This is a genomic window from Spirillospora sp. NPDC000708 (assembly GCF_040299565.1).
Taxonomy (GTDB): domain Bacteria; phylum Actinomycetota; class Actinomycetes; order Streptosporangiales; family Streptosporangiaceae; genus Spirillospora.
On sequence record NZ_JBEPCJ010000117.1, the window covers coordinates 1 to 19,078 of the forward strand.

17 protein-coding genes, 1 pseudogene and 1 riboswitch are annotated in these 19,078 nt (G+C 73.8%); of the genes and pseudogenes, 8 read left to right on the top strand and 10 right to left on the bottom strand.

Going from position 1 to position 19,078, the window contains the following annotated elements:
• Together ABT299_RS46545 and ABT299_RS46550 are read right to left on the bottom strand one after the other, a co-directional pair.
• A partial coding sequence (locus tag ABT299_RS46545) for a hypothetical protein (RefSeq protein WP_500254731.1) occupies positions 1-343 on the bottom strand: 343 nt, incomplete at its 3' end.
• A gap of 16 nt (positions 344-359) precedes the next feature.
• A riboswitch (cyclic di-AMP (ydaO/yuaA leader) is annotated at positions 360-500 on the bottom strand.
• 476 nt (positions 501-976) lie between these two features.
• Positions 977-4,207, bottom strand: coding sequence for an FG-GAP-like repeat-containing protein (locus ABT299_RS46550; RefSeq protein WP_500254732.1), 3,231 nt, complete (start codon positions 4,205-4,207; stop codon positions 977-979).
• 221 nt (positions 4,208-4,428) lie between these two features.
• Here ABT299_RS46550 and ABT299_RS46555 point away from each other — a divergent pair, with 221 nt between their 5' ends.
• The 3 genes from ABT299_RS46555 (at position 4,429) to ABT299_RS46565 (ending at position 6,782) form a co-directional block, all read left to right on the top strand.
• The gene (locus ABT299_RS46555; protein WP_190868854.1) at positions 4,429-4,845 is read left to right on the top strand and encodes a cold shock domain-containing protein; all 417 of its coding nucleotides are present in this window, start codon (positions 4,429-4,431) and stop codon (positions 4,843-4,845) included.
• A gap of 126 nt (positions 4,846-4,971) precedes the next feature.
• On the top strand, positions 4,972-6,297 hold the full coding sequence (locus ABT299_RS46560) for a magnesium transporter MgtE N-terminal domain-containing protein (RefSeq protein WP_190868855.1): 1,326 nt from the start codon (positions 4,972-4,974) through the stop codon (positions 6,295-6,297).
• Positions 6,294-6,782, top strand: coding sequence for a DUF1003 domain-containing protein (locus tag ABT299_RS46565; RefSeq protein ID WP_190868856.1), 489 nt, complete (start codon positions 6,294-6,296; stop codon positions 6,780-6,782). The genes ABT299_RS46560 and ABT299_RS46565 overlap by 4 nt, the downstream gene beginning before the upstream one ends.
• Before the next feature lie 65 nt (positions 6,783-6,847).
• Here the strand turns inward: ABT299_RS46565 and ABT299_RS46570 are convergent, their stop codons facing one another.
• Positions 6,848-7,303, bottom strand: coding sequence for a MarR family winged helix-turn-helix transcriptional regulator (locus ABT299_RS46570; RefSeq protein ID WP_347257188.1), 456 nt, complete (start codon positions 7,301-7,303; stop codon positions 6,848-6,850).
• 142 nt (positions 7,304-7,445) lie between these two features.
• Here ABT299_RS46570 and ABT299_RS46575 point away from each other — a divergent pair, with 142 nt between their 5' ends.
• Positions 7,446-8,585 (top strand): Mrp/NBP35 family ATP-binding protein, encoded by a 1,140-nt coding sequence (locus tag ABT299_RS46575; protein ID WP_387029878.1) that lies wholly within the window; start codon positions 7,446-7,448, stop codon positions 8,583-8,585.
• Positions 8,586-8,647: 62 nt separating this feature from the next.
• On the opposite strand, the gene ABT299_RS46580 is transcribed toward ABT299_RS46575, so the two are convergent.
• The 5 genes and pseudogenes from ABT299_RS46580 to sigE form a co-directional block, all read right to left on the bottom strand.
• Complete coding sequence (locus ABT299_RS46580) at positions 8,648-8,998, bottom strand: sec-independent translocase (protein WP_190868858.1); 351 nt, start codon at positions 8,996-8,998, stop codon at positions 8,648-8,650.
• A 94-nt stretch (positions 8,999-9,092) separates the two neighbouring features.
• Positions 9,093-10,856 (bottom strand): S1C family serine protease, encoded by a 1,764-nt coding sequence (locus ABT299_RS46585; protein ID WP_500254733.1) that lies wholly within the window; start codon positions 10,854-10,856, stop codon positions 9,093-9,095.
• Positions 10,857-10,999: 143 nt separating this feature from the next.
• A complete protein-coding gene (locus ABT299_RS46590) occupies positions 11,000-12,160 on the bottom strand; it encodes a MucB/RseB C-terminal domain-containing protein (RefSeq protein ID WP_500254734.1) in 1,161 nt (386 codons plus the stop codon).
• Positions 12,157-12,759 carry a zf-HC2 domain-containing protein gene (locus ABT299_RS46595; protein WP_190867235.1) on the bottom strand — a complete coding sequence of 201 codons (603 nt, stop codon included), beginning with the start codon at positions 12,757-12,759 and terminating at the stop codon, positions 12,157-12,159. Before ABT299_RS46595 ends, ABT299_RS46590 begins: the two co-directional genes overlap by 4 nt.
• Positions 12,760-13,066: 307 nt before the next feature.
• Positions 13,067-13,672, bottom strand: a pseudogene (sigE, locus tag ABT299_RS46600) (RNA polymerase sigma factor SigE); the annotation flags it as partial.
• 253 nt (positions 13,673-13,925) lie between these two features.
• Between sigE and ABT299_RS46605 the strand changes: the two are divergent.
• Together ABT299_RS46605 and ABT299_RS46610 are read left to right on the top strand one after the other, a co-directional pair.
• Entirely contained in the window at positions 13,926-14,528 is a 603-nt protein-coding gene (locus ABT299_RS46605; protein ID WP_190867233.1) for a class I SAM-dependent methyltransferase, read from the top strand.
• 98 nt (positions 14,529-14,626) lie between these two features.
• Positions 14,627-15,289 carry a hypothetical protein gene (locus tag ABT299_RS46610; protein WP_500254735.1) on the top strand — a complete coding sequence of 221 codons (663 nt, stop codon included), beginning with the start codon at positions 14,627-14,629 and terminating at the stop codon, positions 15,287-15,289.
• A 42-nt stretch (positions 15,290-15,331) separates the two neighbouring features.
• On the opposite strand, the gene ABT299_RS46615 is transcribed toward ABT299_RS46610, so the two are convergent.
• Positions 15,332-16,792 (bottom strand): leucyl aminopeptidase, encoded by a 1,461-nt coding sequence (locus ABT299_RS46615; RefSeq protein ID WP_190867232.1) that lies wholly within the window; start codon positions 16,790-16,792, stop codon positions 15,332-15,334.
• A gap of 114 nt (positions 16,793-16,906) precedes the next feature.
• The gene (locus ABT299_RS46620; protein WP_083946426.1) at positions 16,907-17,074 is read right to left on the bottom strand and encodes a DUF3117 domain-containing protein; all 168 of its coding nucleotides are present in this window, start codon (positions 17,072-17,074) and stop codon (positions 16,907-16,909) included.
• 355 nt (positions 17,075-17,429) lie between these two features.
• Between ABT299_RS46620 and ABT299_RS46625 the strand changes: the two genes are divergently transcribed.
• Together ABT299_RS46625 and ABT299_RS46630 are read left to right on the top strand one after the other, a co-directional pair.
• A complete protein-coding gene (locus ABT299_RS46625) occupies positions 17,430-18,215 on the top strand; it encodes an enoyl-CoA hydratase-related protein (RefSeq protein WP_190867231.1) in 786 nt (261 codons plus the stop codon).
• A gap of 95 nt (positions 18,216-18,310) precedes the next feature.
• Positions 18,311-19,075 carry an ABC transporter ATP-binding protein gene (locus ABT299_RS46630; protein ID WP_500254736.1) on the top strand — a complete coding sequence of 255 codons (765 nt, stop codon included), beginning with the start codon at positions 18,311-18,313 and terminating at the stop codon, positions 19,073-19,075.
• Positions 19,076-19,078 lie beyond the last annotated feature (3 nt).

A 19,078-nucleotide genomic window follows, 5' to 3' on the forward strand; every position in this document is an offset into this window, starting at 1 on the left:
AGTTGTTGAACTTGCTGTTGCCCGAGGCGTCCTCGTGCGTGCCGACCTGCGTGCGCGCCAGGTTGATGACGTCCTGCGCGGTCGCACCCGCCTTGGCACCGGCCTTGGCGCCGGTCTTGTCGGCGCTGGTGTTGGCGCCCTTGGCGTCGGCCTTCACATCGGCCTTGACGTCGGTGACGGCCGCGACGTGCGCGGTGGCGGCGGGCTTGGTGGTGGCGGGGTGGGTGTCGGCGTGGGCGGAGGGGACCAGGGAGGCGAAGCCGAACGCGCCGGCCAGGGACAGCACGGCGCCGGCGGCGACGCGGGTGCCGATGCGCTTGGGATCGAAGGTACGAGCGGTCATGAGAAGGGTTCTCCTGAGGTTCTTCCAGTCCGCCTACCGGGTTAGCTGTCGGGTTCGGGCGTGGAAGTGGCCCTACCGCGGCCCCGCGCATGCGGGGGTGCGGATTCACCCCGGTGTTTCGGTGGGTCCCCGGCTCCGCATTCGCCTTGATCGACCTGGGCCTTGATCGGCGTGGCCGTGATCGGCGCTGTGCGGACTCGGCGGAGGACTGCCTTGGATCGGCCGTCCTGATGATCAGGGACTCGATGCGCCCTTCGTGATCTGGTCGGGCGCCCCGGACGGGCTTCCCCGTCGGTCACACATCCACAACAGGTTCAAGGGCCCCCATATTTCGTCAAGCACGCCCCAAGCACCCGCCCGACCTGCAAAGACAACCCAAAACGCCCCCAACGCAAGGGCTCGGGCCCACTTCCCCCGCCCCAAAAAAACTTCGAAACGATCCCCCACAGGCCGGGATCCGAACCCGCCGATCACCCCTCGGAGGGGGCCAAGCCATCCACCAGACGGGGGTTCCGGGTGCCCTCCCAGGCCCCCAGGCCCGCCCCTGGCCGGGCGCGACCCGTCCCCTGCTGGCCCGCCTGGCCAGGGGCTTTGCGGGACGGGGACGCCGCGCGGGGCGCGCGCGGGGCGTGGTCAGCGGGGTGTCCCGTAGTGGCCCGTGCGCTGGTCGTCGTGGTGGTAGGTCGGCCACTCGATGGCGTCCGCTTTGCCCTGGGTCCTCCAGGCGAACAGGTAGCCCTCGCGGGTGGTGGCGACGAGGTCCGTCCGCCCGTCGCCGTCGAGATCCCCGGCGGACGGGGACCAGACCGTCCACCCGCCGGTGAACAGGGGGAAGCCGGCCGCCTGGCCGGTGGAACCGAAGGCGTGGAGGGTGGAGGTGTCGCCGCCGCCGATCACCTCGGCGCGGCCGTCGCCGGTGACGTCCGCGATGATCGGGGCGCCGAGGAAGGCCAGGCCGGTGCGGCGCTGCGGGAAGCCCGGCACGGGCAGGGCCGTGGCGGCGTCGTAGCCGCGCTGGTAGTTGCCGATCGGCTGCCCGCTGCCGGGGAACAGCAGGGCGGCGACCAGGGACGCCGCGCCGGAGCCGCCCTCCGTATAGCTCAGCCGCCCGAGCGGCCCGAACCGGCCGAACGCCCCGGACGTGGTGAAGGAGAGCGGGACGTCGGCGGGCAGGTGGCCGCCGAGCACGGCGGACGGGTCCAGGGCGGGGTTGGCGAGCGGCCCGTAATCGCGGAGGATCCTGCCGGTCCCGGAGATCAGGTAGGTGGGGCCGAACGAGGGGCCGGTGGCCACCTCGTCCTTGCCGTCGCCGTCCACGTCGGCCGTGACGGGCTGGTTGACGCCCTCGGTGATGAACTCCTGCGCGCTGCCGTAGAACGTCATGACCGAGGCCATCCGGACGGGCCAGCCGGCGACGGGGGCGCCGTCCGCGTGGTAGGCGAACGCGTAGTTCGCGCCGTAGAACTGCTCTCCCCCGCCCTTGCTGTCCGACAGCTGGGAGCGGACGACGATCTCCGGCCGGCCGTCGCCGTCGAGATCGGCGACCGCCGGGGTGCCGGGCAGCTTGTGATCGTCGATCCGGATGTATCCGTCGGGCGGTCCGTTGCCCGTACGCACCTCGACGGGCCATCCGGGCAGGTCGGAGCCGTCCGGGCGCCAGGCGTGGACGCGGCCGTCCCAGCCGGCCTGGACGATGTCGAGCCCGCCGCCGCCGTCGAGGTCCGCCAGGACGGGCGACGCGGTCGCGCCCTGCACGGGCAACCGCGTGTACTTCAGGGCGGGTCGCGGGATCGGGGGCGGCGCCGCGCCCGCGTCGAGGGTCTTCGGCCAGCCGGGCAGGAGCCGTCCGGACGCGTCGTAGACATAGGTACGGCCGGTCGTGCTGGTCGCGACCACCTCCTGGTGGCCGTCGCGGGTCAGGTCACCGACCGCGACGGGCGCGACGACGGGCTCGTGGCCCGGGTCGACGCCCGGATACGCGTGCTGCGGGACGGTCGGCCGCGTGGTGGCGGGCCAGCCGGGCAGCTCCTCGCCGGACGCGCCGTCGAGCGCGTGGACGCGGCCGTCGCCGTCGGCGTAGACGATCGCCTTCCGGCCCTGGAGCTCGGTGATCGCGGGCTGGCTCTCGTTGCCGACGCCGAGTCTCCTGGGGAATCCGGCGCGCAGGGCGGGATCGTGGTGGACGGCGATCGCGCGCCGCTCTTCGCCCATCCGCCCCGACGCGTCCCACACGCGGAGCCGCAGCGTGACCGTGTACTGCTCGCTGGCCGACAGCTCCTTGTCGTCCGACAGCCGGTACTGCGCCTCCCATATCGACTCGGGGACCTGCGACAGGTCGAGCGTGCCGATATGGCCGTCGTGGGGCGAGGCGCCCGAGCCGGACCCGGCGGCCCGGAAGGCGGCGGCGGACGGCTCGATGCCCGGCGCCCAGTCCAGCTCGTACCGGTACCCGGACGAGCGCGGCGCGGCGACGTACCCGGTGACGTCGACCGACCTGGTGGCGGCCGGATCGTGGAGGGAGTACCAGTCGGGTCCGGTGATCGCGCCGACGGGCGGGACGTTCCCGTCCTTCACGGCCTGCATGGCCTTGGCGACGTTCGGCCGCCCGTACCCGTACTGCCGGTCCCATCCCGGCCTGCCGGGCCAGGGCAGGGACGGGTCGTCGATGTCGGAGGCCGTCGCCCGCAGCACCTGCACGGCCTCCTCGTTCGTCAGCGGCCGCCCGATCTGGATCCCGTACGACAGCAGCAGCCCGAACACCCCGCCGGTCGTCGGCGTGGACTCCGACGTCGACCCGCCCTGCGTGGCGACGGAGAACATCGCCTTCGCGCCGAACGACGTCTCGTCCGAGCGGGTCCGGTAGGTGGTGGTCAGCGTGTTGGCGAGCGGGTCCGGGACCCCGGCGGTGTTCGGGACGAGGCCGTTGCCGGGGATGACGTGCGGCCAGAACATGCCGCCCTGGTGGTCGGTGGAGTCGAAGTCGTTGCTCGACTCGACCATGACGACGCCGTCCCGCCACAGCTTCTCGACGGTCTGCCGCATATAGGAGGAGTAGCCGAGGTCCGCCGTCGTGCTGACGATCACCTTCGCGCCCATGTGCGCCGCGTACAGCCACGCCTGCGCCAGGTCGTCCGTCCGGTCGAGGGCCTCCTGGCCCGCGCGGACGGGCAGGATCCGGCAGCGCGGGCACACCCCGGCGCCCTGCACGCCGTTGTTCGTCTGCGCGGCCATCGTCTTCATCTGGCTGTTCGCGTGCCCGTAGGTGGAGTCGTAGGTGGCGGGGTCGTTCTGGCGCTCGTAGAAGTCCCAGCCGGAGACGTCGTCGGTGAAGCCGTTGCCGTCGTCGTCCTTGCCGTTGGAGAAGGCGGCGATCAGGTCCTCGGGGTCGATGCGGCCGTTGCCGTTGGCGTCCTTCACGCGGGGGTCGGCGGCGTAGTCGGCGGCGGTGACCGCGCCGTCGCCGTCCTTGTCGTACGCGGACGCCCCCTCGGGCTTCGGCAGCTCGCCGGTGTTCAGGAACACCTTGTCGGCCAGTTCGGCGGCGTCGCCGTTGTGCCAGTTGATCCCGCCCTCGACGTAGGCGATCACGACGTCCGGCGATCCGATGGTGTACTCGCGCCACGCCTTGTCGACCGACATCCCGGACGCGTTCTCCGGGTCCCTGGCGTTCGGCGCGCACTTCGGCATGAACGAGTAGAGCGCGTGCTGCTCCCCGTTGACGCCGTTCCCGCAGCCCGGCACCTCGGCGCTCGCGTAGCCCGGATCATCCGGCGGCGACGCGGGGAACCCGCCCTCCGCGAACGCGGCGGGCGCCCACGCCAGCAGGCCCGCCATGAGGATCGCCACCACCGGCCGCATGCGCATATCGGGCTCCCGACGTCACCACCTGCACGGAACCCGAATGTCTCTCACCTTCTCCCCCGCGCCTACTCACCTCGATGACACAAGAGCGTTCACATCACTCACTCCACCGCGTCCCGGCACCAGGGCGACGCCGGTTCCCGGGGAGCGGGGGACGTGCGCGCTAGATTGGGAACAGGTATTCCTGGTTCGCGTTTCGCGGTGTGGAGAGTTGGTCGGTTCTGGTGCGTACTGGACGAGTTCTGCGGTTCGACGGGGTGCGCGGCTACGGGTTCATCGTCCCCGACGGCGGCGGTGACGACGTGTTCGTCCACGCCAACGAGGTGCTGGACGACAAGTCGGGCCTGACGCCCGGCGCGACGGTCGAGTTCGAGACGGTCGACAGCGAGCGGGGCCCGAAGGCGTTCGGCGTCCGCATCCTGTCCCGGGCGTCGTCGTCCCCCTCGTCGTCGCCGCGGCAGTCGTCGTCCTCCCAGCTGCTGGACGAGGGGCTGTGCGACGTCCTCGAGCCGGCGGAGCTGCGCGAGGACATCACCGAGCTGCTGCTGTCCGGTACGCCCGACCTGACCGGGCGGCAGATCGTCAGCATCCGGGAGAGCTTCCTCGGCTTCGCCAAGAAGCACGGCTGGGTCGAGGCCTGACGTCCGCGGCGCGGTCCGCCGGAGCCTGGAACGCGGCTTCCGGCACCGCCGTTTCACCCGCCGGTCACCGGCGGGCCGCCGTGCCCGCACCGAATCGCCCGGTGCGTCCTGGGTAGTGTCAGGCCCATGAGCGGAGCTCCGACACGCGTGTTCATCGCGCGGCTCGCCGGGATCGCGGTGTTCGACCCGGCCGGCGACCAGGTCGGGCGGGTCCGCGACGTGGTGGTGGCGCTGCGCCTGGCCCCCCGGCCGCCCCGGGTGCTCGGCCTCGTCGTCGAGGTCGGCCCCCGCCGCCCGGTGTTCGTGCCGATCACCCGGGTGCAGGTCATCGAAGCCGACGCGATCATCTTCGACGGCCGGCTGAACATGCGGCGGTTCAGCAAGCGCGAGTCCGAGACGCTCGTCATCGCCGAGATGCTCGACCGCACCGTCCGGCTGTGCGAGACCGGCGAACCCGTCGCCGTCGTGGACGTGTCCATGGAGCCGACCCGCACCCGCGACTGGCTCGTCGGCAAGATCGCCGTCCGCCGGGGCGGGGCGCGCGGGCTGCGCCGCGGCCCCGGGCTGCGGCGCCGCGGCGAGAGCCTCGTCGTCGACTGGGACGACGTCGAGGGGTTCTCCGCCGTCGAGCACGGCCAGGGCGCCGCCGGGCTGATCGCCGCGTTCGGCCAGATGAAGGCCGCCGACCTCGCCAACATCGTGCACGAGCTGCCCGCGAAGCGGCGCACCGAGGTCGCCGCCGCCCTCGACGACGAGCGCCTCGCCGACGTCCTGGAGGAGCTGCCCGAGGACGACCAGATCGAGATCCTCGGCAAGCTGGAGGCCGACCGGGCCGCCGACGTCCTGGAGGCCATGGGCCCCGACGACGCCGCCGACCTGCTCGGCGAGCTGCCCACCGAGCAGCGCGAGCAGCTGCTGACGCTGATGGAGCCGCAGGACGCGGCGCCCGTCCGGCGGCTGCTCACCTACGAGGACTACTCCGCCGGCGGCCTGATGACCACCGACCCGGTGATCGTCCCGCCGGACGCGACCGTCGCCGAGGCCCTCGCGCTGATCCGCAACCCCGACCTGAACCCGGCGCTGGCCGCGCAGGTGTACGTGTGCCGGCCGCCGACCGCCACCCCGACCGGCCGCTACCTCGGCACCGTGCACTTCCAGCGGCTGCTGCGCGAACCGCCGCCGACCCTGGTCAGCGGCATCTGCGACACCGAGCTGGACCCGCTGCGGCCCACCATGACGCTGGAGGCCGTCGCGATGGTCCTGGCCACCTACAACCTGGTCGCCGCGCCCGTGGTGGACGAGAACGGGCACCTGCTCGGCTCGGTGACCATCGACGACGTCCTCGACCACCTGCTGCCCGAGGACTGGCGGGAGGCCGCCATGGACGCCGCCGCCGAGGTGTCCGCGGATCCCGAGGAAGAGGCCCTCCGGGGCGCCGAGGGGGCGAGATGACCACACGTCTGGACCAGCCGCGCGAGATCCGCCGGACGATCGTGCCGCGGCCGCACTACGACCCCGAGTCGTTCGGCCGGCTGTCCGAACGGTTCGCGCGGTTCCTCGGAACCGCCCGGTTCCTCGTCTACATGACGGTGTTCATCGTCGTGTGGATCGGCTGGAACTTCCTGGCGCCGCCGGCCCTGCGGTGGGACCCGTACCCGTTCATCTTCCTGACGCTGATCCTGTCGCTGCAGGCGTCGTACGCGGCGCCGCTGATCCTGCTCGCGCAGAACCGGCAGGACGACCGTGACCGCGTCCAGTACGAGCAGGACCGCTCCCGCAACGAGCGCAGCATCGCCGACACCGAGTACATCACCCGGGAGATCGCCGGGCTGCGGGTCGCGCTGAGCGAGGTCGTCACGCGCGACTTCCTGCGCTCGGAGCTCCAGCAGATCATCCGCGAGCTGGACGCCAAGGACCAGCACCCGACGCTGTCCTAGCCACCCCGGACCGGCTGCGGCCGCTTCGACGGGCCGGCACCGCAGCGGTCCTGGCCAGCCCGCTCTCAGACGGTCTCGTCGGCCAGCTTGTCGAGGATGTCGCCGAAGGTGCGCAGGTCCGGCTCGTCCAGCCGGCTCAGCACGTACTCGCGGACGCCCTGCCGGTACGTGGGGGTCGCGTCCGCCAGCCGCGCCCGCCCCGCCGGGGTCAGCACCGCGTACAGGCCCCGCGCGTCGCTGGTGCAGGACTGCCGGACGACCAGCCCGTCCCGCTGCAGCCGGTCGACCAGCCGGGTCAGCCCGCTGCGCGACAGCAGCACCCGGTCGGCGAGATCGTTCATCCGCAGCCGCCCGTCCGGCGCCTCGCCGAGGTGCATCAGCACGTCGTAGGAGCCCAGCGCGAGATCATGGTCGGCGAGCAGGTCCGCCTGGAGCCGGCGGGAGATCTGGACCTGGGCGCGGAGCATCGTGCGCCACACCGCCAGCTCGGTGGGCGACATGGTGCTGGGCTGCGATGTCACGCCCCGATGTTACGGTGCCGGAAGCCGCGGGCGAAGGGGCCGGGCGCGGGTGTCGCGCGTCCCCGCGTGACACCCCGTGCGCCCGGTGTGAGGTCCGGCACCCGATTGGCCGATACCGCCGCGGGGTTCATACCATGGACGCATGGCCCACCAGTTGACGACCGAGCAGGTGACCGCGGCCCTCGCCACGGTGAACGATCCTGAGATCCGCAAGCCCATCACCGAGCTCGACATGGTCAAGGACGTCGACATCGCGGCGGACGGCACCGTCCGCGTCGGCGTCTACCTGACCGTTGCCGGATGCCCCATGCGGGACACCATCACCAAGAACGTCACGGAGGCCGTCTCCAAGCTCGACGGGGTCACCTCCGTCCAGGTCGACCTGGACGTGATGAGCGATGAGCAGCGCAAGGACCTGCAGACCAAGCTGCGCGGCGGCGAGCCCGCCAAGGAGATCCCGTTCGCCAAGCCGAACTCGCTGACCAAGGTCTACGCGGTCGCGAGCGGCAAGGGCGGCGTCGGCAAGTCCTCGGTCACCGTCAACCTGGCCGCGGCCCTCGCCGCGCAGGGCCGCAAGGTCGGCGTGGTCGACGCCGACATCTACGGCCACTCGGTGCCGCGGATGCTGGGCGTCTCCGACGCCCCCACCAAGGTCGCCGACATGATCATGCCGCCGTCGGCGCACGACGTGAAGGTCATCTCCGTCGGGATGTTCACCGCCGGGAACCAGCCGGTGGTGTGGCGCGGTCCGATGCTGCACCGGGCCCTGCAGCAGTTCCTCGCCGACGTCTACTGGGGCGACCTGGACGTCCTCCTGATGGACCTGCCGCCCGGCACCGGCGACATCGCGATCTCCGTCGCGCAGCTGCTGCCGTCCGCGGAGATCCTCGTGGTCACCACCCCGCAGCAGGCCGCCGCCGAGGTCGCCGAGCGCGCCGGCGCGATCGCCGCGCAGACCCACCAGCAGGTGGTCGGCGTGATCGAGAACATGTCGTACCTCGCCTGCGCGCACTGCGGCGAGCGCCAGTACATCTTCGGCGAGGGCGGCGGGCAGACCGTCGCCGACGCCCTGGCCCGCACCCTCGGCACCAAGGTCCCGCTGCTCGGCCAGGTCGAGATCGACCCGCGGCTGCGCGAGGGCGGCGACAACGGCGTCCCGCTGGTGCTCGGCGACCCCGACGCTGGCGCAGCCAAGGAGCTGCGCACCATCGCCGACAAGCTCGCCGGCCGCAGCCGCGGCCTCGCCGGCATGTCCCTCGGCATCTCCCCCAAGGGCCGGTAACCCCCCGCACGCGGACACGCGAAAGGCCCCGCCGATGGCGGGGCCTTTCGCGTACCCGAGGGTCAGGTCGCCTCGTTGTCGAACGGCGGGCGCTCGCCGTAGTCGAGGGCCGCGGGCGACGACGGGACGTACGACGGCTCGTCGTCGTCGAAGAGCTTGCCGTTCAGGAAGCCGTCGTCGTCCTCGAACAGGTGCTTGCGCACGAACGTCTTGGGGTGCAGGTCGGCGATGTCGAAGTCCTTGAACTCCGGGCCGAGCCCGGCCTGCAGGTCCGCCTTGGCGGAGTTGGCCATCTGGCGGAACTGCCGCAGCATCCGCCCGGCCTGGCCGGCGACCTGGGGCAGCTTGTCACCGAAGATGACCAGGGCGAGGACGACCAGCACCGCCATCTCGCCGAGTCCGACGTCGAACAACCCGTCCTCCACAAGCCACCGGGGACCGGCCCTGCGCGGACCGGCCCCCCCAGCGTATCCCCAGCCGGGATGAACCCGGCCTTAACATCCGGCGTTACGACCCCAGCGTGATCTCGACGGTCGTCTCCTTGCCGCCGCGCTGGTAGGTGACCTTGATGCGGTCACCGGGGGCGCGGCTGCGGATCTGCGCGATCAGGTCGGTCGCGTCCTCGATCGGCTGGTCGTCGACCTTCGTGATCACGTCGCCCGGCTTGAGGCCCGCCTTGTCGGCCGGGCCGCCCTTGGTCACCGGGTCCTGGCCCTGCGAGGGCTGCTGCAGGATGCGGGCGCCGCCCTGCTGGTACTGCGGGTCGGGCAGCACGCCGAGCTTGGCCATCTTCACCTGGCCGGTCCGGATGATCTCCTCGGCGACCCGCTTGCCCTGGTTGATCGGGATGGCGAAGCCGAGGCCGATGCTGCCGCTCTGGCCGCCCCCGCCGAGCGACTGGCCGCCGAGCGTGGCGATCGCGGTGTTGATGCCGATCACCCGGCCCTTGGCGTCCACCAGCGGGCCGCCCGAGTTGCCGGGGTTGATCGCGGCGTCGGTCTGGATCGCGTTGAGGTAGGACGCGTCGCCGCCGCCCTCGCCCTGGGTGGGCACCGCGCGGTTCAGCGAGCTGACGATGCCGGTCGTCACCGAGCCCTGCAGGCCGAGCGGCGAGCCGATCGCGATCACCGGGTCGCCGACGGCGAGCTTGGTGGAGTCGCCGAGCTGCAGCGCGGGCAGCGAGTGCTGCCCCTCCACCTTCACCACCGCGACGTCGGACGACGGGTCGGAGCCCTTGACCGTGGCGGGCAGCGTCTTCTTGTCGTTGAAGATCACCTGCATCTGGGCGCCCTGGCGGGCCTCGGACACCACGTGGTTGTTGGTGACGATGTAGCCGCCGTTGACGATGAAGCCGGTGCCGCCGACCTCGCCCTGCGACGACTCCACGCGGATCATCACGACGCTGGGCAGCACCCGCTGCGCGACGCCCGCGACGGAGTCCGGCGGGCGGCTCTGCACCTTGGTGTCGCTGCCGTTGCCGCCGCCGAGGCTGACCGAACCGCCGTTCCCGTCGCCGTCGTCGGTGGCGATCACCCCGATGCCGGCGCCGACGGCCCCCGCCACCAGCGCGACGATGAGCGCCACGATGGCCAGCAGGCCGAGGCCGGGGCCCCGGCCGGACGACGGCGGCGGTGCCGGGATCGGCGCCCAGTTCGGGCCGGTCCCGGGCGTACCGGGCGTTCCGAACGCCCCCATCGGGCGGGGTCCGCCGGGAGGCGGCGGGCCCATCGGCGCCCCGGGGGGCGGCGGGCCCATGGGCGGGCGGCCACCCGGAGGCGGCGGCCCCTGCTGCCAGCCCCCGTACGGCGGCTGGCCGTGCATGGCCCGCGGATCCTGGTCATAGGGGACGAACCCGGGCCGGGGGCGCTGGTCCTGGGACCCGTCCATCGGCGGGGGGCCGTCCATCGGCTGGGGCTCGCCCATCGGCTTGTCCAGCGGGACCGGGGGCGGCGGCTGCGGCATGTCGCGCGGGGGCGCGTCCTGCAGCGGCACCTCCCGGGGCGCCATGGCACCGGGCACGTCGTCCTGCGGCGGGGCGTCGGCGCGCGGCGCGTCCGGCGGGGCGAACCCGCCCGCCTGCTCGCCGCGCCCGCCCGCCACGAGACGGTCGGAGCCGACCGGCTCCCGGTCCGGCTCGGGCTCCGCCGCCGGCGGCTCCGCGGGGATCTCCTGATCGGTCACCGTCTCGGGAGGAGCCGCCGCGTCCTGCCGCTCAGGCTCCTGCCCGGGGACGGCGTCCTCGTCCCCCGGCCGGCGGTTGTCTTCCGTCATCCCCATCTCTCCTACCGAGCATGGTCTCGTCATCCGTGCTCATCGTGCCGCCCTGGGCATGTGGCGAGCGTAAGGCAGAACCGCCCCGCACCGCCCCTCGGGTCCTCCCGCTTTGGACGGACTTGGGCGTTCCCCGGTTCAGCTCACTTGAACGGGTCCGCGGCCGACGCCAGCCGGCGGGCGCCGCGCGCCAGCCGCGTCCAGAACGGGTCGGGGTCGCGCGGCAGGTCGAAGGCGACGGCCTCCGCCGTGCTCTGCGGCGCGTCGGTCAGGACGGTGTAGACGTAGCCGCCGCCGGCGGTGACGGCCCAGCGGCGCAGCGACTCGCGGCAGAACACCGTCCGGCCGCGCCGGGCGACCTTCGTCCACCCGCTCATGGCGCCGCTCTGGAGGTCGCCGCGCTGCACGAACACCGACACCGAGGCCAGGCCGTCGGAGTAGCTGAGGTGGACGGCGCCGCCGGCCTCGCGGCGCGCGTCGTAGAGGGTCAGGTGGCCGGGCAGCCGGTCGGGGACGGGCCAGCCGCGGCGCTTCAGGCCGTCGAGGGCGCGGGCGTCGAGCGGCACCTCCAGGATCGAGGTGGCGGAGCTGTTCGGGGCGGCGTTGGCGCTGGTGGGGCTCTCCGCCTCGGCCCCGGCGGCGCCCGGCGCCTCGGTGACGGCCGGGGCGTCCACGGCGGAGCCGCGGGTGCGGCCGGGGCGCGGCGCGGCGCCGGCGGCCGGGACGGCGAAGCTGATCTCGGTGAACCCGCTCGTGATCACCGGGTGGCCGGTCGCGTCGATCAGCTCGCGGTGCAGCATCAGGCCGGTCTCGGCGTCCAGCCAGAACCGGCCCGCGATCGTGCCGTCCTGCCTCCGGGCCTCCACCACGCAGGCGCGGCGGCCGAGAATGGCCGCGTCGGGCTTGCGCACGACGGTGTAGTTGCGGGTCAGCAGGTCGAGCGTCCGCTTGGTGAACCCGGTGGCGTCCCCCGCGGACGCGTCCGGGAGGTAGCCCTCCGCGCCCGCGGGCGAGGTGTAGCGGACGCCGTCGCCGGGCGTGTGCACGGCGGCGACGTTGGACGTGGCGGACCGGCCGCGGTTCCACGTCGTCAGGAAGCGGCGCCCCTCGTAGGGGACGCGGCGGGCGGCGTCGGCGGCGGCGCGCAGCAGGCCGACGGCGCCGGGGTCGCTGCGGGCGCGGCGCGCCGCGCCCGGGTCCCCGCCCAGCCCCCAGGCGAGGGCCACCGCGCCGGCGAGGCCGCCGGCGATGAGCGTGCGGCGCCGTCCCCGGCGGTGGCAGGCCGGCGAGGGCGTCCCGGTCACGGCCCGGGGGCGGTCTTGATCTGGTTCGCCGGGTCGGTCAGCGGGTCGGTGACGGGCGCGTCGCCGGTGGTCAGCGCGTGCTCGACGGCGAACCGGTCGAAGGCGGGGGTGACGGTCGGGGCCTGCTGGCGGCCGCCCGCCGCGTAGGAGGCGGTGCCGAGCCCGATGAACAGGGTCGCGGCGCCCACCACGAGGTAGCGGCGGCGGTGCCGGGTCAGCCCGGCGGCGCGGGCGCCCGGCCGGGTGTCGCGGGGACGGCCGGCCGGCGCCGTCCGGGCGGGCCGGACGGATGATCGCAGCGGCCGGGCGGGCGGCGCGGGACGCATCGGCTGCGTGGTCGCGGGCGGCTCCGGAGCGGAGCCGGCGTCGGCGCCCATGGAGCGCAGGCGGTTCAGGAAGTCGCCGGACGGCAGGTCGTCGGCGCCGTCGGAGGCGGGGATCGCGCTCAGCCCGCGCAGCCGGCCCTTGACGCGGCGCAGCTCGTCGGCCTCGGCCCGGCAGGCGGCGCAGCCGGCCAGGTGGGCGAGGGCGCGGTCGCGGTCGGCGGGGTCCAGCTCGTCGTCGATCAGAGCGGTCAGGCGCTCACCAAGGCAGCTCACACGGCCTCCTCACGCAGGGACGACCCCCCGCGCCCCCCGGCGGCCCCCGGATGGATGCCCTTGCTACGCCTGGTCATGACGCCCCTGTTCGTTCCGTTCTCCTCCGCGCGCGGCCCCGCTGCCACGCGCGCGGTCGCTACACGCCCTCCGGCTGCGGCCGGACGTCGCCGGCCGTGCTCGGGTCGGCGCCGTCGGCTGCCCGCACGCTACCGGTGCCGGAGATCGCCGCATCGGCCCGCTCCCCCACCGCGGCGGCCTCTGCGACGGCCTCGGTGGCCTGCCAGTCGTTGCGCGTCCCGGGACGGCGCCGGGTCGGTGCCCGGTGCTCCAGCGCGGCCCGCAGCTGCGCCCGCCCCCGGTGGATGCGGCTCCGCACGGTGCCGAGCTTGACGCCCAGCGTGGCGGAGATCTCCTCGTAGGACAGGCCCTCGATGTCGCACAGCACGACGGCCGCGCGGTACTCGGGGGCCAGCGCGTCCAGCGCCGCCTGCACGTCGGCGTCGAAGTTGGTGTCGTCGAACGCCTGAGCGGGCGTGGGCTCGCGGCCCTGCAGCCGCTCGGCGGCGTCGTCGGCGAGTCCCTCGAAGCGGATGCGCTGGCGGCGCCGCGCCATGTCGAGGAACAGGTTCGTGGTGATCCGGTGCAGCCAGCCCTCGAACGTGCCGGGCGTGTAGTTCGACAGCGAGCGGAACACGCGGACGAAGACCTCCTGCGTGAGGTCCTCCGCGTCGTGCTGGTTGCCGGTGAGCCGGTAGGCGAGCCGGTACACGCGCGCGGAGTGCTCGCGGACGACCTCGTCCCATGACGGCGGCGCCCATTCGGCCTCGGGGGCGTTCTCACGCGCGGCGTTTCCCAGCCCCTGCCTGGGGCCGACCCCCACAGCGCCTCTAAAACTCAGTGCTGCGACTCCCATGGTGCCGGGCTGTTCCTCTCTGGTGAGCCAAGACTCTTCGCCTTGGAACGGCACGGTCTCGCCTGGGCTGGGGCGGTTCTGGACCGGTTCGGTGCTCGTGGTTCCACCCACCGGACGGCGGGTGCTTACGTCTGCTGCAACGCGCTGGAACTCCGGATGGTTCCCGGTCAGCGATATGGTCTTTCCAGCATGAGCCAGGCGGGGGTCCCGCGAGGAGGCAGCCATCGACGCCATTCAGGCCACCCTGGCCTACGTGGAGGATTACCTCCCCGAAGACGAGCCACTGCTGGAGGCCCGGCGGCGCGGCCACGAGATCGGCGCGACCCCGATCGGCCCGGCGGGCGGCGCCGCGCTGCGCTTCCTGGCGTCCCTGCTGGGCGCCCGGACGGTCGTGGAGGTCGGCTCGGGCTGCGGGGTGTCCGGCGTGTACCTGATGCGGGGGATGCCGAAGGACGCGGTGCTGACCAGCGTCGACATCGAGCCCGAGCACCAGCGGCTGGCGAAGCTCGCCTACCGCGAGGCGGGCCTGTCCGCGTTCCGCACCCGGATGATCATCGGTCCGGCGCTGGAGGTGCTGCCGCGGCTCACCGACGGCGCCTACGACATGGTCTTCTGCGACGCGGCGAAGTACGAGTACCCGGAGTACCTGTCGGCGGCGCTGCGGCTGCTGCGGCCGGGCGGCGTCGTCGCGTTCGACAACGCGCTGTGGCAGCACCGCGTCGCCGACCCGGACGCCCGCGACCCCGAGACCGAGGCGATCCGCGAGGTGCACCGGGCGGTCCGCGAGGACGAGCGGCTCGTCCCCCTGCTGGTCCCGGTGGGCGACGGCCTGCTGTGCGCGGTGAAGCGCGACTGACCGGTGACCGGAGTGGAGCGCCAGCGGAACGGAGGTCGCCGGTCAGTCGGCCTTTCCGGGGGGTCTGGGGGGTCGTCCCCCCAGAAGGGAAGCGACCGGTGACCGGAGTGGAACGCCAGGCGGACGAAGCCGACGCCGCTGAGGGGCCGGCGGACGCGGGGCGGGACGTGCCCGGCGAGGTGTTCGCGGTCCGCGACCGCGTGACGTGGCGGGCGGTCTGGCGGCTCGCCGCGTTCCTGATCCTGTTCGTGGCGTCGATCGGGTTCGTCACGGGCGGCGTGATCCGCGGCGCGGGCGTCGGCAGCATCACGTTCATGGTCATCGGCGTCGCGGGCTTCCTGCTGTTCGGCGCGGGCCTGGCCGTGTCGCTCGGCGGGCTGGTCGCGCGCCGTCCCGTCCTGGAGCTGGACGCCTCGGGGGTGCGGCGGCCGGCGCGCTGGCCGCTGCCGCGCCGGGCCGGGCGGCTGCTGCCCTGGGACGAGGTGGCGGCGATCACGGCGCTGCGCCGGGGCGTCCCCGGCACCCGCCGCGGCGAGCAGGACTATGTGGTGTTCCTGCCGACGCAGGAGCTGGCGGAGATGGCACGCACGTCCGACCGGCCCGTCCTGGTGGCGCTGACGATGCGGGACGTCCCGGCGACGGCGGCGGCGGTGCCGTGGTGCTTCGCGGTCGGCCCCGGCTGGGACGCGGCCCTCCCCAAGATCGTCAAGGAGGCCCGGCGGCGCCGCCGCGTGCCCGTCATCGACCGCCGCACCCGCTGACGCGCGGCCCCGGGACGGCGCCGCGCCGCCCGCCGGCTCGGGTCAGGCGGTGAGCCAGTCGAGGAGGAGGCGGGTGCCGTAGCCGGTGGCGCCGCGGGTGATCTCGGCGTCGTCGGAGGTGGCGCGGCCCGGGCCGGCGATGTCCAGGTGGGCCCAGGTGCGGTCGCCGACGAACTCGCGCAGGAACAGCGCCGCCGCGATCGCGCCGCCGTTGAAGCCGCCGCGGCCCATGTTGCTGACGTCGGCGACGTCCGACTCGATCGCCTCGCGGTAGTCGTCGACGAGCGGCAGCCGCCACAGCGGCTCGCCCGCCGCGGCCCCGGCCGCCGTCAGGGCCTCGGCGAGGGCGTCGTCGTTGCTGAACAGCGCGCCGTGCCGCAGTCCCAGCGCGACCTTGGCGGCGCCGGTGAGGGTCGCGACGTCCACGACCGCGTCGGGGTCGAGCTCGGCGTCGGCGTAGGCGAGGGCGTCGGCGAGGACGAGCCGCCCCTCGGCGTCGGTGTTCAGCACCTCGGAGGTCTTGCCGCCGTAGTGGGCGATGACGTCGCCGGGCCGCATGGAGCCGCCGGACGGCATGTTCTCCGCGGCGGCGACCAGGCCGGTGACGCGGGCGCGGACGCCGAGGCCGCGCAGCGCGCTCATCACGGCGATGACCACGCCGCCGCCCGCCATGTCGGTCTTCATGGTCTTCATGCCGTCGTTCGGCTTGAGCGACAGGCCGCCGCTGTCGAACGTGATCCCCTTGCCGACGAGCACGACGTGCCGGTCGGGCGTCCCGTCGGGGGTGTAGGACAGCTCGATCAGGCGCGGCGGGCGGACGGAGCCGGAGCCCACCGCCAGCAGGCCGCCGAACCCGCCCTCGACCAGCTCCTTCTCGTCCCGGACCCGGACGGTGAGGCCCGCCTCGCGGGCGACCTCCTCGGCGCGGGCGGCGAGCCAGGACGGGTCCTTCTCGCCGGACGGGGTGTTGGTGAGGTCGCGGGCGAGGGCGGTGGCGCGGGCCCGCGCGGTGCCGCGCTCGATCGCGGGCGCGTCCGCGTCGGGGCCGGCCTCGGTCAGCACGGCGAGGGTGCCGAGCGGGCCCTTGGGCGCGGCGGCGCCGATCCGGAACTCGTAGGAGGCGAGCAGGGCGCCCTCGACGAAGGCGGCGAGGTCGCCGGAGGGGACCCCCGCGACGAGGGCCGTGCGGCCGCGGCCGCGCCGCGCGAGGGCCGCGCCGGCCTTGCGCAGCTCCGCGGGGGCCGCCTCGCCCACCCCGTACAGCAGCAGCTCGCGGACCTTGCCGCCGACCTGGACGGGCGCGGCGACGATCTCGCCCGCCTCGCCCTTGGCGCCGTGCAGCGCCAGCAGCTCGTCCAGGGTGAACGGCAGGGACTTCGCGACCTCGGCGTCCGGGGCGACCGGGCCGGAGCGGACGGGGACCGCCACCGCCTCCGCCTCGAGGTCGACCGCGGTGCCGGTCACGGTGCCGCCGGCGCCGTGGATGCGGGTCTCGATGGGCATGGCGACGGATCCCCCCTGAGCTGAGCTTTTACCGGATGTGCGGTGTACGGGAACGGCGACGGTCCCGGCGAGCACGCCGGGACCTTCGCCGGAGAGCCGGGAACGGCGGAGCCGTCAGCCCACGACGCCCTTGAGGGCCTCGCCGAGCTCCTTGGCCTCGTCGGCGGAGAGCTCGACCACAAGGCGGCCGCCGCCTTCGAGCGGGACCCGCATGACGATTCCGCGCCCCTCCTTGGTCACTTCGAGCGGACCGTCTCCCGTCCGCGGCTTCATCGCCGCCATGCGTGCATCCCCTTCCTGCCTAAAGGCCCCGCTTGGGGCCGTTTGGAGCCTCCGGGCACCGTTGGCCGCGTGGCCGCCTGTCGCATCCGCGTCATCAGTAGTGGTCCATTATCTCGTCTCCTGGGCGCGAAGTGGTAACGATCAGCCTCCAGATCGGAAGACTGCAGGCGTACGGGGCACTCCGGCGCTGATCTACCGGCATCGCCCCGGTCACCGGGAGCGAGGCGGAAGAAGCGGCCCGAAGCCCACCGGACGGTCACGCCGGGTGCACGGGAACGGAACGGCACTTGCCCGCCGCGCCCCGGTTCGTCGATGGTTGCCGGGGAAGATCTACCGAGGACCGGGAGGGTGCCGCATGTCCGAGACCGTGCTGTACGACGTGACCGACGGTGTGGGAACTATCACACTGAACCGTCCGGACGCGATGAACTCGCTGACGGCGGAGATGAAGGGCGCGCTGCTGGAGACGGTCCGGCGCGCCTCGGCGGACGCGTCGGCCCGCGCGGTCATCCTCACCGGCGCGGGACGGGCCTTCTGCGCCGGTCAGGACCTGCGCGAGCACGCCGACAACCTGGCGGCCGGCAGGGGGCTCGACGGCACCGTGACCAAGCACTACAACCCGATCGTGCTGGCGATCGCGGGGATGGCGAAGCCGGTCGTCGCGGCGGTGAACGGGGTGGCGGCGGGCGCGGGCGCGGCGCTGGCGTTCGCCTGCGACCTCGCGGTGGCCGCGGACACGGCGCGGTTCGCGACGGCCTTCACCGGCATCGGCCTGGCGCCCGACAGCGGCATGTCGTGGACGTTGCAGCGGCTGGTCGGCCGGTCGAAGGCGGCGGAGCTGCTGCTGCTCGGCGACCCGCTGAAGGCGCCCGAGGCGCTGGAGCTCGGCCTGGTCAACCGGGTCGTCCCGGCGGACGAGCTGGCTCCCGCCTCGGTGGAGCTGGCGCGGCGCCTCGCGGCGGGCCCGACCGTGGCGTACGCGGCGGTGAAGCAGGCGCTCGACCACGCGGCGACGCACGACCTGGCGTCCGCGCTGGAGCGCGAGGCCGTGCTGCAGGACGAGTGCGCGGCGACGTCCGACCACCAGAACGCGACCGAGGCGTTCCTGAAGAAGCAGAAGCCCGCCTTCGAGGGCCGTTAGGGGCTCCACGCGCGCGCGGGGTGGGGACAGCCCCACCCCCGTTTCTGGAGCGCGCGCCAATGTGCCGGAGGGCCCGCGGCGGTTGGCTTGAGGGCATGACACAAGCATCCGCCGCACCGCCCGCGGGACAGGTCCGCGATCACGTCGCCGTCGCGTCCGGCCTGGTCAAGTCGTACGGGACGGGCGACGGCGCGGTGACCGCACTGCGCGGCGTCTCGGCCTCGTTCGCGCGCGGGCAGTTCACCGCGATCATGGGGCCTTCCGGCTCCGGCAAGTCGACCTTCCTGCACTGCCTGGCCGGGCTGGACACGGTGACGTCCGGCTCGGTGCTGATCGGCGGCGTGGAGATCACCGGGCTGTCCCGCACGCGGCTGACCAAGCTGCGCCGCGACCGGCTCGGGTTCGTGTTCCAGTCGTTCAACCTGCTGCCGATGCTGACGGCGGAGGAGAACATCCGGCTGACCGGGCGGCTCGGGAACCGCCGCACGGACCGGCGGTGGTTCGACACGGTCGTGGACGCGCTGGGCCTGCGCGAGCGCCTCGGGCACCGGCCGAGCGAGCTGTCCGGCGGGCAGCAGCAGCGCGTCGCGGTCGCGCGGGCGCTGCTGACCCGGCCGGAGGTGCTGTTCGCCGACGAGCCGACGGGCAACCTCGACTCGCGCTCCGGCGCCGAGGTGCTGGGGTTCCTGCGCTCGGCGGTGGACTCCTACGGCCAGACCGTGGTCATGGTGACGCACGACCCGGCCGCCGCCGCGCACGCCGACCGGGTGCTGTTCCTCGCCGACGGCGTGATCGTCCACGAGCTCGCCGGGCCGACCATCGACCAGGTGCACGCCGTGATGCGCCGGATGGGCGGCTGATCC

What these genes read in the sequence shown, in the direction of transcription:
- ABT299_RS46550 (WP_500254732.1), bottom strand. Translation starts at nt 4,207, where the DNA reads ATGCGCATGCGGCCGGTGGTGGCGATCCTCATGGCGGGCCTGCTGGCG.
- ABT299_RS46560 (WP_190868855.1), top strand. Translation starts at nt 4,972, where the DNA reads ATGAGCGGAGCTCCGACACGCGTGTTCATCGCGCGGCTCGCCGGGATC.
- ABT299_RS46565 (WP_190868856.1), top strand. Translation starts at nt 6,294, where the DNA reads ATGACCACACGTCTGGACCAGCCGCGCGAGATCCGCCGGACGATCGTG.
- ABT299_RS46575 (WP_387029878.1), top strand. Translation starts at nt 7,446, where the DNA reads ATGGCCCACCAGTTGACGACCGAGCAGGTGACCGCGGCCCTCGCCACG.
- ABT299_RS46585 (WP_500254733.1), bottom strand. Translation starts at nt 10,856, where the DNA reads ATGACGGAAGACAACCGCCGGCCGGGGGACGAGGACGCCGTCCCCGGG.
- ABT299_RS46615 (WP_190867232.1), bottom strand. Translation starts at nt 16,792, where the DNA reads ATGCCCATCGAGACCCGCATCCACGGCGCCGGCGGCACCGTGACCGGC.
- ABT299_RS46620 (WP_083946426.1), bottom strand. Translation starts at nt 17,074, where the DNA reads ATGGCGGCGATGAAGCCGCGGACGGGAGACGGTCCGCTCGAAGTGACC.
- ABT299_RS46625 (WP_190867231.1), top strand. Translation starts at nt 17,430, where the DNA reads ATGTCCGAGACCGTGCTGTACGACGTGACCGACGGTGTGGGAACTATC.
- ABT299_RS46630 (WP_500254736.1), top strand. Translation starts at nt 18,311, where the DNA reads ATGACACAAGCATCCGCCGCACCGCCCGCGGGACAGGTCCGCGATCAC.